We start from the raw sequence: 13,131 nt of genomic DNA, 5'->3' as shown, positions 1-13,131 counted from the left end.
AACCCAAAGCCACCTGGAGGAACTGGGGGGCGACGCGTGAACGTCGCGCCCCCGCCGCGCTGGGTCCGCCGGCTGCTCCTCGCCCCGGCGGTCGTCGTCCTCGCGGTCCTGCTCGTCCCGACGAGCCTCATGCTCGTCCTGCTCGTCGGCGGCATCGTGAGCTGGGCGCTGCCCGGTCGCCTGCGCGCGCCGCGCGTCCTCTGGGTCGCGAGCTTCTACGTCGTCTGGGACGCGGTCGCGGTCCTGGCGCTGTTCGGGCTCTGGGTGGGCTCGGGCTTCGGCTGGGCGCTGCACCGGCCCGCCTTCCGGCGCGCGCACGTGCGCCTCGCCGGCCGGATGCTCTCGGTGCTGTTCTGGCAGGTGCGCTGGACGCTGCGCCTGCGGATCGACGTCGACCTCAGCGAGGCCGACGGGCTCGACGGGGCCCCGGTGCTCGTGGTGAGCCGCCACGCCGGGCCCGGCGACTCGTTCGTCCTCATGGACCGCATCGTCAACGCGGCGGGACGCGAGCCGCGCGTCGTGCTCAAGGACACGCTCCAGTGGGACCCCGCGATCGACGTCCTGCTCCACCGCGTCCCGGCGTACTTCGTGGTGCCGCGCTCGCGGCGGCCGCACGGCGCGCCGTCCGGCAGCGAGGCGGTCGCCGCGCTCGCGACGGACCTCGCGCCGGACTCCGCCGTCCTCCTCTTCCCCGAGGGCGGGAACGTCACGCCGCGCCGCCGCGACGCCCGGATCGCCGCGCTGCGCGCCTCCGGCGAGGAGGACCTCGCCGTGCTCGCGGAGGGGATGCCGCACGTCATGGCGCCGCACGTCGGCGGGTTCCTCGCCGCGCTCGACGCGACGCCGACGACGGGCGTGGCGGTCGTCGCGCACACGGGCCTCGAGCGCCTGGTCACGGTGCGCGACATCTGGCGCGAGCTGCCGATGGACAAGCGCCTCACGCTCAAGATCTGGGCGACGCCCCGCGAGGCGCTCCCGGCGGGCGACGAGGAGCGCGCCGCGTGGCTCTACGCGCAGTGGGTGCGCCTCGACGCGTGGCTCGCGGCGTCGGGGGCGCCCACCGTCCCGAGCGCGGACCGCGACCCCGCCGCCTGAGGCGCGATCTCCGGCACGCGCGCGGACCACGACGCCGGACGCACGACGCCCCGCGGCCGGCGGAGCGGTCACGGGGCGTCGGGTGCGTGGACCCGGGTCGCGGGTCCGGCGGGTCCAGCGTCAGGCGAGGACCTCGCGCAGGAGCGCGGCGGTCTCGGACGGCGTCTTGCCGACCTTGACGCCGACGGCCTCGAGGGCCTCCTTCTTGGCCTGCGCGGTGCCCGCGGACCCGGAGACGATCGCGCCGGCGTGGCCCATCGTCTTGCCCTCGGGGGCGGTGAAGCCCGCGACGTAGCCGACGACCGGCTTGGTGACGTGGTCCTTGATGTAGGCCGCTGCGCGCTCCTCGGCGTCGCCGCCGATCTCGCCGATCATGACGATCGCCTTGGTCTCGGGGTCGTTCTCGAACGCCTCGAGCGCGTCGATGTGCGTGGTGCCCACGATCGGGTCGCCGCCGATGCCGATGGCGGTCGAGAACCCGAGGTCCTTGAGCTCGTACATCATCTGGTAGGTCAGCGTGCCCGACTTCGACACGAGACCGACCGGGCCCTTGCCCGTGATGGTGTGCGGGGTGATGCCGGCGAGCGACTCGCCCGGCGTGATGATGCCGGGGCAGTTCGGGCCGATCATGCGCGTCTTCTTCCCCTGCAGGTAGGCCCAGACCTCGGCCGTGTCCTGGACGGGGACGCCCTCGGTGATGACGACGATGAGCGGCATGCCGGCGTCGACGGCCTCGATCGCGGCGTCCTTGGTGAACGCCGGCGGGACGAACAGGACGGACACGTTCGCGCCCGTCTCGGCCATGGCCTCCGCCACGGTGCCGAACACGGGGAGCGTGACGTCGTTGCCCTCGTGGTCCTTGTGCGTGACGGTCGTGCCGGCCTTGCGGGCGTTGACGCCGCCGACGATCTGCGCGCCCGAGTCGAGCATGAGGGCGGTGTGCTTGGCACCCATCCCGCCGGTGATGCCCTGGACGATGATCTTGGAGTCGGAGTTCAGGTAGATCGACATGGTGTTCTCTGTCTCAGCTTTCCGCGTCTTCGGGCGATCAGGCGTTGGCCAGCTCGGCAGCCTTGTCGGCCCCGCCGTCCATGGTCTCGGCGAGGGTCACGAGCGGGTGGTTCGCCTCGCGCAGGATCGCGCGGCCGAGGTCCACGTTGTTGCCGTCGAGGCGCACGACGAGCGGCTTGGAGGCCTCGTCGCCGAGGATCTCGAGCGCGCCCACGATGCCCTTGGCGACCTCGTCGCACGCGGTGATGCCGCCGAAGACGTTGACGAACACCGACTTGACCTGCGGGTCGTTGAGGATGACGTCGAGCCCGTTCGCCATGACCTGCGCGTTGGCGCCGCCACCGATGTCGAGGAAGTTGGCGGGCTTCACGCCGCCGTGGGCCTCGCCCGCGTACGCGACGACGTCGAGCGTGCTCATGACGAGCCCCGCGCCGTTGCCGATGATGCCGACCTCGCCGTCGAGCTTGACGTAGTTGAGGCCGTTCGCCTTGGCCTTCGCCTCGAGCGGGTCGGTCGACTCCTTGTCCTCCAGCGCCTCGTGGTCCGGGTGACGGACCTCCGAGGCGTTGTCGTCGAGCGTGACCTTGCCGTCGAGCGCGATGATCGAGCCGTCCTCGGTGCGGACGAGCGGGTTCACCTCGACGAGCGTCGCGTCCTCCGCCGTGAAGACGGTCCAGAGCTTCCGGATGACCGCCGCGACCGGGGCCTTGAGGTCCTCGGCGAAGCCGGCGGCGTCGACGATCTCCTGCGCCGTGGCCTCGTCGATGCCCACGATCGGGTCGACGGCGACCTTGGCGAGCGCCTCGGGGCGCTCGACCGCCAGCTGCTCGATCTCCATGCCGCCCTCGACGGAGCACATGGCGAGGTAGTTGCGGTTCGACCGGTCGAGGAGCACCGAGAAGTAGAACTCCTCGGCGATCTTGGCGCCCTGGGCGACCATGACGCGGTGGACCGTGTGGCCCTTGATGTCCATGCCGAGGATCTCGGACGCCTTCTCGGCGGTCTCCTCGGGCGAGTGGGCGAGCTTGACGCCGCCGGCCTTGCCGCGGCCGCCGGTCTTCACCTGGGCCTTGACGACCACGGTGCCGCCGCCGAGCTTCTCGGCGCCCGCGCGGGCCTCCTCGGGCGTCGTCGCGACGACTCCGCCCAGCACGGGCACGCCGTGCTTCTCGAAGATGTCGCGCGCCTGGTATTCGAACAGGTCCACCCTGCTGCGTCCTTCCGTCTGATGCGCCGTGTGCGGCATGATCGATGTCTCGACATCAAGACATCCCCGTACAGGGTAGCCCGGGAAGCCCCGGGCTCCTATCGCTCGGCGGCGGAGGACCGCAGGCGCCACGTGTTCCGTTCGTCACGCGGCGCCGCGCCCGGGTGGCCCCGGCTCAGTCCGCGACGGGCACGTCCACGAACCGCACCGGCGTGCTGCCGCCCGTGACCTCCGTCGACCCGTCCGGCACGTCCACGACGACCGTCTTTCCGCCCCGGTCCGGCCAGACGACGGTCACGCGCGACGTGACGCCCGGGCTCAGCGAGCCGACCGACAGGTCCGCGAGGACGCTGCGCGCCGAGTCCGGGTAGAAGGCCGGGTCGACGAGGTAGTCGACGGGGTAGACGCGCACGCCGCCGTCGAGCAGGGTCACGTTGTTCGCCCCGAGCCCGCCTTCTCCCAGCTCGCCGCGACCGTCGAGCACGGATCCGAGCACGCTCACGAACGCCGCGTGGTCCGTCCCGTCGTTGCGCACGTCGAGGGTCCCCACCAGATAGCCGCCCGCTCGCCGGACCTCCACGAGCTCGACGTGCAGCGTCTGGGTCCCGCCGAGCCCGTCGGCGTGCTCGAGGGTCGCACCCGCGAGCCCGTCGACGGTCGCACCCTCCGGCGCCGTGAGCTCGCCGGCCGCCGGCACCTCCGCGGGCGAGCGGTCCGCCGCGGGGACGAACTCGACGGTCACGCGACGGTTGAGCGCCCGCGCCTCGTCGGTGCCCTCGGTGGCGACGGGTTCGGTCTCCCCGCGTCCCTCGACCCGCACGTCGAACCGGCCCAGGTCGGCGATCTCGCCGAGCCGGTCCGCGACCGCGCGCGCACGGCGCTCGGACAGCTCCTGGTTCGCGGCCTCCTCCCCCTGGTCGTCGGTGTGCCCGACGACGACGAGCTCACCGTCCGCAGCGAGCGCGAGCTGGTCGGCCACGGCCTGGAGCGCGGTGTCCGACGCGGTGCCGAGCTCGGCGGAGTCGACCGCGAACAGGACGTCGGAGTCGATGGCGACGCTCACGAGGTCGTCCGTGTCGCGGGTGCTGACCGCGTCGTTCGCGCTGGTGCTGAACGTCTCGAGGACGGCGGTCGGCGCGACGACGTCGTCGAGACCGGCGGGCGCGAGCTCGGCCGCCGGGACCGTGAGGCCCTCGGCGTCGTCGGCCGCGACGACGGGGACGTCCTCGACGAGCCCGAGGTAGGGCACGAGGACCGCCGTCGTGGCGGACGCGGGGGCGGCGAACACGACGTGGCCCACCACCGGCTCCTCGTCCGGCCCGAGCTCGAAACGGTCGTCCTCGAGGGACGCGAGGGCGACGCCGTCGGCCGCCCGGGCCGGCTCCCGGACGACTCCGGCGTCGAGGTCGACGAGGCGCACGCCGTCGAACGTGTCCTCCTGCGAGAGCGTGCGGTTCGCGAACGCCTCTCCGACGAACAGGGTGTCGTCACCGCTCGTGGCCTCGGCCTCGACCCGCAGGACGGCGAGGTCGCCGTCGAGCACCACGGGCCCGACCGACATCTCGATCTCCCGGCCGAGCACGTTCCCCGTCACGACGACCGGCGTCGCGTCCGACGAGGACGCCGGCACCTGCGCCTCGGCGGCCCCCGTCGTGGCGGCCGGGTCGGGTGCCCCGTCGCCCGCACCGCAGCCCGCGAGGGCGACGGCCGCCACGACGACGGTCGCGAGCGCGGGGACGACGCGCGTCCTGGGTGTGCCGGTCCACTGGTGCACGGTGACTTCTCCTGTCGGTCGAGGGGGTCGGTGGGCTGCTCACGCCCACAGGTCGACGTGGACGCTAGCGGACGGACGACCGGCTCGGACGAGCCGCCCATCGCCGTCAACTCGGGTTGACACATGCGAGATCGTCAACCTAGATTGACACGTATGGAACCCGTCGACATGGACGCCGCGAGCAGCACCGATCCCGACACGGGCCTGCGTGCCGTGCGGTCGCTGCGCGTGCTCGCCGAACGCCTCGAGGCGCTGCAGGTCGAGCACGCCCGAGCGCTCGGCTGGTCGTGGCAGGAGATCGCCGACCGCCTCGGCGTCACCCGCCAGGCCGTGCACAAGAAGTACGGCGCGTCCCGCACCACCAGGAGGTCATGACATGTTCGAGCGCTTCGCCGCCGACGCCCGCGACACGGTGGTCGGCGCCCAGGAGGTCGCCCGCTCCCGCGGCGACGACGCCATCGACGCCGTGCACCTGCTCCTCGCTCTCGCCCGCCAGGACGGTGGCGCGGGCGCGGTCGCCCTCGCCGCGGTCGGCGTCGACGCCGACGACCTCGAACGCCAGGTCGACTCCGCGCGCAGCCACGACCCGCTCGACGGCCAGGCCCTCGCCGCGCTCGGGATCGACCTCGACGAGATCCGCGCACGCACGGACGCGGCCTTCGGGCCGGGAGCACTCGACCGCGCGGGGGACGACGAGCGCCGCCGCGGGCGGCGGAACCGCCGCTCGCACATCCCGTTCACGCCCGAGGCGAAGAAGTCGCTCGAGCTCTCCCTGCGCGAGGCGGTGCACGCGGGCTCCCGCGCCATCGACTCGGGCCACGTGCTCGCCGCGGTCGCGCGTGCGAAGGGCTCGACGGCGCACCGCGCGCTCGTCGACGCGCTCGCCGCGGCGGGGTCCGACGTCGCGGGCCTGCGCGCCGCGCTCGCCGCAGGGCACCGCAAGGCGTCCTGACCCGATACCGCCGACCGGTCCCCGGGCGCTCAGCCCGGTGGGACCGGCCCGGTGAACGCGGCGAGGTCCCACCCGGCCGCCGTCGCCAGCTCGCGGTAGGAGCGCTCGAAGAACGCGAGCAGGACGGCGTCGGGGTCCGCCGCGTCGCGCAGCACCCCGCACGGGAGCACCACCTCGCGCAGGCCGGGGTCCCAGTACCCGGGCGCCAGGTCGAGGTCGGCCACCCCCGGCGGCTGCGGGTACGCGTACGCGTAGACCTGGTCGGCGTGCGTCGTCGGGTCGCCGGGCCAGTAGCCGACCGCGACGTTCTCCGCGTTCTCCGCGAAGCGGTAGATGGGCTCGACGTCGTCCGGCTGGTGGAAGGGCCGCCCGTTGAACAGCGTGAGCCCCAGGTCGAACGCTCCCCAGTAGAAGCGCGGACCGCTCGACTTGCCGTAGAACCCGGACCGGAACCGCTCCATCACCGCCGCGACCCGCTGCACGGTCGCGAGCCAGGTGCGCGTGAGCTCGCCGTCCCACTCCCCGACCGCGGTGTCCTGCTCGAACGGCACCGGGTCGGGGATCTCGCGCGGCGTCGACCACACCCGCACCGGCACGGCGAGGCGGTCGAGGCACGCGAGGGTGCGCGCGTAGAAGTCGGCGACGGACATCGGCCCCAGCCCGACGGTCTCGGTGCGCCCGTCGGACGTGCGGAACGCGACGTGCTCCGCCACCAGGTCGATCTCGACGTCGAGCGCGCGCTCGCCGACCTGCATCACGGGCGTGACGAACCCGCGCGACGTCACGTGGAACGCGACGTTCCACCAGTGGTTGACGAACGGCGTGAGGTCGAGCACGACCTTGCCGACCACCTGCGTGAACAGGTGGAGCGGCCGGCGCGTCGGCTCCCACCGCCGCACGTCGAGGTCGGGCCAGGGGGCGGGCGCAGGGGCGGGGCGGGCGGCCGGCTGGGTCACGGGAGGCTCCTCGGGGCTCGGTCGTCCTGCCACGGTAGGACGCGTCCCGCTGCCGTGCCCGCCGACGGGGTGACGCCTGGCCGGCGCGGACCGCCTAGCGTCGTGGCGTGCCCGAGACGACCTCGCTCCCCGACCGCGCCGACGACCGCCCGTCGGCACCGGACCGACCCGGCCGGGTCACGACGTCGTCCGGTGGCCCGTGGCGGCGCGGTGCGGTCGTGCTCGTCGCGAGCTTCCTGCTGGGCGGCCTGACGTCGTACGCCCAGGGGTTCCTGCCCGACGCCGCGGCGCCCTTCGCGAACTCGGCGAGCGGCTGGACGCTGCTCACCGCGCTGCTGGTCGCCTGGTCGGCGCGCGCCCCGCGCTCCCGGACGTGGCACGCCGCCGTGCTCGGCGCCGCGAGCTTCGTGCTGCTCACCCTGGGCTACGCCGTCGCAGCCGACCTCCGCGGGTACTTCTACGACCCGACGACGTTCGGGGCCGTCGGCGTCGTCGTCGGCCCGTTCGTCGGGGTCGCGGCGGCCTGGCTGTGGCGGACCGGCACCCCCGCCGCCCTCGGCACCGCGGTGCTCGCGGGCATCGGGGTCGGCGAGTCCGTCTACGGGCTCACGACCGTCGTCGAGACGACGGGCGCCACCTACTGGGTCACGATCGGCGTCGTCGCGCTCGTCCTGCTCGGCGGCATGCTCGCGCGCCGGCTCCGCGGCGCACTGCCGGTCGCGACCGCCGTCGGGGGCACCGCCGTCGTGGCAGCAGCGTTCGTCCTCGCCTACCGCGCCCTGGGCACGATCGGCTGACCCGGCGGTCGAGCCCCCGCACCCCGAGAGAGCGGCCCCCGGCTCAGAGCCCGGTGCACGGCACCCGGTACGTCACTACCTCGGTCAGTGGTCGCCGTCTCGGCGCCGAGGCGCTCTCAGAGCTTGGTCACCGGCGAGTAGCGCAGCAGGAGGCGCTTGGTCCCGTCGGCCCCGAAGTCGATCTTCGCGACCGCGTTCGGGCCAGCGCCCTCGAGCGCGACGACGGTCCCCAGCCCGTAGGCGTCGTGGGTCACCTTGTCCCCGACTGCGAGGTTCGGCACGTCCCCGTCGGCCCGCGGCGTCGCCGACCCGAACTTCGCCCCACCGGACGGCGAGCCGAACGCGGCGCGGGCAGGGGCCGACGACGACGGGTCGTGGCGGGTCTGGCGGGAGCGGCCCGAGGAACGAGGGCCGCGGATGGTAGACCCGTCGTCGTCGGCCCCTGACCGCGCCCCCGACCCGAACCCCGACCGCGAACCGGACCACGACCCCGAGCCGCGGCCCCAGACCGACCCGCCCGCGCGCAGCGTCGCCATCGACGACTCGCGCCGCCGCCAGTCCCACAGCTCCTCGGGGATCTCCTCGAGGAACCGGCTGGGCGGGAACTCGTTCGCCATCCCCCACGCCGACCGCACCGCGGATCGCGACACGTAGAGCCGCTCGCGCGCCCGGGTGATGCCCACGTAGGCGAGGCGGCGCTCCTCGGCGAGCTCGGCGTCGTCGTGCAGCGACCGCATGTGCGGGAACGTGCCGTCCTCCATGCCGGTGAGGAACACGACGGGGAACTCGAGGCCCTTGGCGGTGTGCAGGGTCATGAGGGTGACGACCCCGGGGTCCTCCTTCTCCGCGCCCTCGCTCTCGCCGTCGGCCACGTCCTCCGCGGGGATCTGGTCCGCGTCGGCGACGAGCGAGACGCGCTCCAGGAAGTCGGACAGCGTGCCCTCGGGGTCGAGCTCGGTGAACTCGGTCGCGACGGCGTGAAGCTCGGCGAGGTTCTCGACGCGCGTGGCGTCCTGCGGGTCGTCGCTCGCGCGGAGCTCGGCGAGGTACCCGGTGCGGTCGAGGACGGCGCCGAGGATGTCCGACGGCGTCGCGCCGGAGTCGGCGAGCTCGCGCAGCCCGGTCATGAGCTCGACGAACGCACGCAGGGGGTTGAGCGTGCGGTTGGTCAGGCCGGGGATCTCGTCGATGCGGGCGAGGGCCGCGCCGAACGAGATGCGCTCGCGGTCCGCGAGCGCCGCGACCGCCCCCTCGGCGCGCTCGCCGAGCCCGCGCTTGGGCACGTTGAGCACGCGCCGCAGGTTCACGTCGTCGTCGAGGTTGTCGATCGCGCGCAGGTAGGCCACCGCGTCCTTGACCTCGCGCCGCTCGTAGAAGCGCGTGCCGCCGACGACCTTGTACGGCAGGCCGACGCGGATGAGCACCTCCTCGAGCGCGCGGGACTGGGCGTTGGTCCGGTAGAACACCGCGACGTCGCCGGGGCGCACGCCCTCGGAGTCGCCGAGGCGGTCGATCTCCTCCGCGACGAACCGCGCCTCCTCGTGCTCGTTGTCGGCGACGTAGCCGATGACCTTCGCGCCCGCGCCCGAGTCGGTCCACAGCCGCTTCGGCTTGCGGTCGGGGTTGCGCGAGATGACGGCGTTGGCGGCCGAGAGGATGTTCTGGGTCGAGCGGTAGTTCTGCTCGAGCAGGATGGTCCGGGCGTCCGGGTAGTCGGCCTCGAACTCGAGGATGTTGCGGATCGTGGCGCCGCGGAACGCGTAGATCGACTGGTCCGCGTCGCCGACGACGGTGAGCTCGGCGGGGTCGAGCGCGGGGACCTGCGCCTCGCCGGTGCCGCTCGTCGCGGCGTCGGTCGCGGCGGAGTCCTCGCCCACGCCCGCGAGCTCGCGCACGAGCACGTACTGCGCGTGGTTGGTGTCCTGGTACTCGTCGACGAGCACGTGCCGGAACCGGCGGCGGTAGTGCTCCGCGACGGCGGGGAACGCCTGGAGCAGGTTGACCGTGGTCATGATGATGTCGTCGAAGTCGAGCGCGCTCGCCGCGACGAGCCGCGCCTGGTAGCGCGTGTAGACGTCGGCGAGCACCTGGTCGAACTCGGGGACGCTCGCGCCGTGCGGGCCGCCGCGCGCGGCGAGGCCGTCGTCCGTCGCGTGGGCGCCCGAGTCCCGCGCGTACGTCTCGGGGTCGACGAGCTCGTTCTTGAGGTCGGAGATCTTGTTGGCGAGCGAGCGCGCCGGGTACTTCTTGGGATCGAGGTCCAGCTCGCGCGTCACGAGCGTGATGAGCCGCTGCGAGTCCGCGGCGTCGTAGATGGAGAAGCTCGACCGCAGCCCGAGCGTCTTGGCCTCGCGGCGCAGGATGCGCACGCACGCCGAGTGGAACGTGGAGACCCACATGTTGCGCGCGGCCGGCCCCACGAGCGTCTCGACACGCTCGCGCATCTCGGCCGCGGCCTTGTTGGTGAACGTGATCGCGAGGATCTGCCCGGCGTTGGACCGGCGCGTGGCGAGCAGGTAGGCGATGCGGTGCGTGAGCACGCGCGTCTTGCCCGACCCGGCACCCGCGACGATGAGCAGCGGTCCGCCCGCGTGCACGACCGCCTCGCGCTGCTGCGGGTTGAGCCCGTCGAGCAGGGCCTCGGGGTCGAGGTGGGCGTACCGGCCCCGCCGCTCCCCCGCGCCCGACGCCGCCCCGTCGCCTCCCGGCCCCGGGCCTCCCCGGGTGGCGTCCCCGACGGGCGACCCGGCGCCGTCGGGCACGGCCGGGTCGTCGGTCCAGCGCGGGGCGGTCCGCGGGAGGCGGGACTCGCCGCCGTGGTCGACGCGCGGGCCGTCGAACAGCGTGTCGAGGCCGGGCAGCGGGAGGTTCTCGAAGAGCGAAGCCATAGCCCCTCCAGCCTAGGCGCCCCCGCCCACACCCCGTGCCGACCTCGCCGATGAGTCCGGTCCTCCGCGACGGTCTCCCCCGTCACGACCGCAGCACGTGCCGCACCACGAAGGAGACACCATGACGACGACCCACCTCACCGGCGTGCACACCGTCGCGGTCCCGGTCACCGACCAGGACCGCGCGCTGGCGTACTACACCGGGACGCTCGGGTTCGAGGTCCGCATGGACGGCGAGCTCCAGGAGGGGTTCCGCTGGATCGAGGTCGCTCCCCCGGGCGCCGCGACGTCCGTCGCGCTCGTCGCGGCGGGCGACGGCCTCCCCGCGGGGATCGACACCGGTATCCGGCTCACCACGACCGACGCGGCCGGCGACCACGCGACGCTCACCGCCGCCGGGGCGAGCACCGGCGAGCTCCTGGCCTGGGAGGGCGTGCCGCCGATGTTCTCGCTGCGGGACATCGACGGGAACACGCTCTACGTGATGGAGATCCCCGGCTGATCCGACCGCGCCTCAGGTGAGGGCGAGGCCGACGCCCCAGGTCGCCGCCGCGAGGAGGCCGCCCAGGAGCTGGACGAGGATCGTGATGCCGGTCGCCTGCATCGCGGCGACGGTCGCGCGCCACGCGGCGCGGCGGTCGCGGCGGCGCAGGAGCTCCGCGACGAACACCGCGAGCACGAAGCCGATGAAGAGCCCGATCACGGGGATCACGAAGAACCCGACGACGCCCGCGATCCCGCCCCACACGAGGGTCGACCAGGGGACCTCCGCCCGGCGCATGTGGCGGCCCGCGAGGACGTACTGCGACACCTCGGCGGCGACCACGAGCACGGCGGCGACGGCGAAGACCACCCACGCGGCGGTGCCGCCCGTGACGATCGCCCACACGAGGACCGCGCCGAGCACGAGCACGTTCCCGGGCAGGACCTGCACGACGATCCCGACCAGCCCGACCAGGATCGCCAGCCCGACGAGGACCTCTCCACCGACGCTCACGGGGGAAACCCTCGCACGTCGGGCGCGCTACGCACGCCTCGCGAGCGGCACCAGCCGCGGATGCGCGACGCCGTCGAGCACCCAGGACCGGATCATCGCGCCGAACAGGTCCGGGTCCTCCGCGCTCCACTGGTGGTGCATCCCGGGCGCCACGCGCACGACGGCGCCCGGGACGCGGCGCTCGATCGTCGACAGCGCGCTGCGGGCGGGGCGGAGGTCGCGGCCGCCCGCGACGGCGAGCACGCGGGCCCCGGACTCCGCGAGGCCGTCGGGCCAGCGCCCGCCGTAGACGTCGGCGAGCAGCCGCGCCATGGTCTCGCGGCGGATCGCGAGACCCGAGCGCACGAACAGGTCCCGGGACTCCGCGGGGATCCCGGTGGCGACGGCCTGGCCGCGCCAGTACCAGCGCCGGTCCCAGACCCGGAGCTGCGCGCGGCCGAGCGCGCCGGCGAGCCCGGGCACGCCGTCGACCACCGCGCCCGACGACAGGACGGAGCGCACGAGCCCGGGGTGCCGCGCGGCGAGGTGCAGCGCGACGACCCCGCCGAGCGACAGGCCGACGACGTGCACCTCCTGCCCGGCGGGGATCGCGGAGACCGTCGCGGCGACGTCGTCGACGACCGCGTCGAGCGACGCCGGGACCTGGTCCCCGCGGCTGCCGAAGCCGAGCAGGTCGGGCGTCCACACGTCGAGGTCGTCGAGCGCCTCGACCTGCGGCTCCCACATCCAGGACGCCACGGTGCCCCCGTGCAGCAGGACGACGGAGACGGAGCCGGTGCCCGGCGCGCCCGGGCGGCTCGCCGGGTGGTGCACGACGGCGTCCGGGAGGCTCACGGGAGCACCTCACGCTCGGTCTCGTCGAGCCACGCGAGCTCGGTCCGGGCGTGCGCGAGACCGTGGCGCAGCGTCGCGAGCCGGAGGGCGAGGCCGCGCGTGCCGCGGACGCGGTCCGCGTAGGGGCCGCCGTCCGCGAGGACCGCCTCGACCCGCTCCTCCTCGGCGGTGAGCGTCGCGACCGTCTCCTCGGCCAGCGCGCGCCGGGACGCGAGCAGCGCCGCGACGCCCTCGTCGTCGAGCTGGTCGGCGAAGAACAGCCGCCCGAGGAAAGGCTCGCGCGAGTCCTCGTGCGGGAGCGGCGAGGCGAGCCAGTCGCGCAGCGCCGCGCGGCCGGAGTCCGTGATCGTGTGGACCTTGCGGTCCGGGTAGCTCTCCTGGGGCACCACCTCCACCTCGGCGAGCCCGGCGTCCACGATCGCGGCGAGGGTGCGGTAGAGCTGCGAGCGGTCGGCCGCCCAGAAGTGGCGGACCGAGGAGTCGAACGCGCGCTTGAGGTCGTAGCCCGTCATGGGCCGCACCGTGAGGAGCCCGAGCACGAGGTATCGAAGGACCATGCGACTAGTGGACCATGCACCTAGTCCAGCGTCAACACCTCGGGGGACGACGAGAGCCCGCCG

13 protein-coding genes are annotated in these 13,131 nt (G+C 74.1%); 5 read left to right on the top strand and 8 right to left on the bottom strand.

Going from position 1 to position 13,131, the window contains the following annotated elements:
* A partial coding sequence (locus ABWU78_RS12490; protein ID WP_439158572.1) for a 1-acyl-sn-glycerol-3-phosphate acyltransferase occupies window positions 1-1,095 on the top strand: 1,095 nt, incomplete at its 5' end.
* 120 nt (window positions 1,096-1,215) lie between these two features.
* Here the strand turns inward: ABWU78_RS12490 and sucD are convergent.
* The 3 genes from sucD to ABWU78_RS12475 form a co-directional block, all read right to left on the bottom strand.
* Window positions 1,216-2,106: a succinate--CoA ligase subunit alpha gene (gene sucD, locus ABWU78_RS12485; protein WP_439158571.1), complete on the bottom strand. Its 891-nt coding sequence runs from the start codon at window positions 2,104-2,106 to the stop codon at window positions 1,216-1,218.
* Window positions 2,107-2,143: 37 nt separating this feature from the next.
* A complete protein-coding gene (sucC, locus tag ABWU78_RS12480; RefSeq protein ID WP_439158570.1) occupies window positions 2,144-3,313 on the bottom strand; it encodes an ADP-forming succinate--CoA ligase subunit beta in 1,170 nt (389 codons plus the stop codon).
* Between the two features lie 175 nt (window positions 3,314-3,488).
* Window positions 3,489-5,087, bottom strand: coding sequence for an OmpA family protein (locus ABWU78_RS12475; protein WP_439158569.1), 1,599 nt, complete (start codon window positions 5,085-5,087; stop codon window positions 3,489-3,491).
* Window positions 5,088-5,240: 153 nt separating this feature from the next.
* Here ABWU78_RS12475 and ABWU78_RS12470 point away from each other — a divergent pair, with 153 nt between their 5' ends.
* Complete coding sequence (locus ABWU78_RS12470; protein WP_047233082.1) at window positions 5,241-5,462, top strand: helix-turn-helix domain-containing protein; 222 nt, start codon at window positions 5,241-5,243, stop codon at window positions 5,460-5,462.
* Window position 5,463: 1 nt separating this feature from the next.
* Complete coding sequence (locus ABWU78_RS12465) at window positions 5,464-6,039, top strand: Clp protease N-terminal domain-containing protein (protein WP_253050878.1); 576 nt, start codon at window positions 5,464-5,466, stop codon at window positions 6,037-6,039.
* Window positions 6,040-6,068: 29 nt separating this feature from the next.
* Here the strand turns inward: ABWU78_RS12465 and ABWU78_RS12460 are convergent, their stop codons facing one another.
* A complete protein-coding gene (locus tag ABWU78_RS12460; RefSeq protein WP_353707848.1) occupies window positions 6,069-6,995 on the bottom strand; it encodes a DUF5996 family protein in 927 nt (308 codons plus the stop codon).
* A 107-nt stretch (window positions 6,996-7,102) separates the two neighbouring features.
* Between ABWU78_RS12460 and ABWU78_RS12455 the strand changes: the two genes are divergently transcribed.
* The gene (locus ABWU78_RS12455; protein ID WP_439158568.1) at window positions 7,103-7,792 is read left to right on the top strand and encodes a DUF6518 family protein; all 690 of its coding nucleotides are present in this window, start codon (window positions 7,103-7,105) and stop codon (window positions 7,790-7,792) included.
* A 116-nt stretch (window positions 7,793-7,908) separates the two neighbouring features.
* Here the strand turns inward: ABWU78_RS12455 and pcrA are convergent, their stop codons facing one another.
* Complete coding sequence (pcrA, locus tag ABWU78_RS12450) at window positions 7,909-10,680, bottom strand: DNA helicase PcrA (RefSeq protein WP_439158567.1); 2,772 nt, start codon at window positions 10,678-10,680, stop codon at window positions 7,909-7,911.
* Between the two features lie 121 nt (window positions 10,681-10,801).
* On the opposite strand from pcrA, the gene ABWU78_RS12445 reads away from it, so the two are divergent.
* Complete coding sequence (locus tag ABWU78_RS12445; protein ID WP_439158566.1) at window positions 10,802-11,182, top strand: VOC family protein; 381 nt, start codon at window positions 10,802-10,804, stop codon at window positions 11,180-11,182.
* A 12-nt stretch (window positions 11,183-11,194) separates the two neighbouring features.
* Here ABWU78_RS12445 and ABWU78_RS12440 read toward each other — a convergent pair whose 3' ends face one another.
* From ABWU78_RS12440 to ABWU78_RS12430, 3 genes are read right to left on the bottom strand one after another with little or no spacing between them, the layout of a single operon-like run.
* On the bottom strand, window positions 11,195-11,677 hold the full coding sequence (locus tag ABWU78_RS12440; RefSeq protein WP_253050873.1) for a DUF456 domain-containing protein: 483 nt from the start codon (window positions 11,675-11,677) through the stop codon (window positions 11,195-11,197).
* A gap of 27 nt (window positions 11,678-11,704) precedes the next feature.
* The gene (locus tag ABWU78_RS12435) at window positions 11,705-12,511 is read right to left on the bottom strand and encodes an alpha/beta fold hydrolase (RefSeq protein WP_439158565.1); all 807 of its coding nucleotides are present in this window, start codon (window positions 12,509-12,511) and stop codon (window positions 11,705-11,707) included.
* Window positions 12,508-13,068 (bottom strand): PadR family transcriptional regulator, encoded by a 561-nt coding sequence (locus tag ABWU78_RS12430; protein ID WP_439158564.1) that lies wholly within the window; start codon window positions 13,066-13,068, stop codon window positions 12,508-12,510. Before ABWU78_RS12430 ends, ABWU78_RS12435 begins: the two co-directional genes overlap by 4 nt.
* Window positions 13,069-13,131 lie beyond the last annotated feature (63 nt).

Origin of the sequence: Cellulosimicrobium sp. CpK407, assembly GCF_051844275.1 — a bacterium.
GTDB classification, from domain to species: domain Bacteria; phylum Actinomycetota; class Actinomycetes; order Actinomycetales; family Cellulomonadaceae; genus Cellulosimicrobium; species Cellulosimicrobium cellulans_G.
This window is presented reverse-complemented; position numbering and strand designations above follow the sequence as displayed.

Coding starts and splice junctions, on each gene's coding strand:
- ABWU78_RS12465 (WP_253050878.1), top strand. CDS start 5,464: ATGTTCGAGCGCTTCGCCGCCGACGCCCGCGACACGGTGGTCGGCGCC.
- ABWU78_RS12470 (WP_047233082.1), top strand. CDS start 5,241: ATGGAACCCGTCGACATGGACGCCGCGAGCAGCACCGATCCCGACACG.
- ABWU78_RS12430 (WP_439158564.1), bottom strand. CDS start 13,068: ATGGTCCTTCGATACCTCGTGCTCGGGCTCCTCACGGTGCGGCCCATG.
- ABWU78_RS12445 (WP_439158566.1), top strand. CDS start 10,802: ATGACGACGACCCACCTCACCGGCGTGCACACCGTCGCGGTCCCGGTC.
- pcrA (WP_439158567.1), bottom strand. CDS start 10,680: ATGGCTTCGCTCTTCGAGAACCTCCCGCTGCCCGGCCTCGACACGCTG.
- sucD (WP_439158571.1), bottom strand. CDS start 2,106: ATGTCGATCTACCTGAACTCCGACTCCAAGATCATCGTCCAGGGCATC.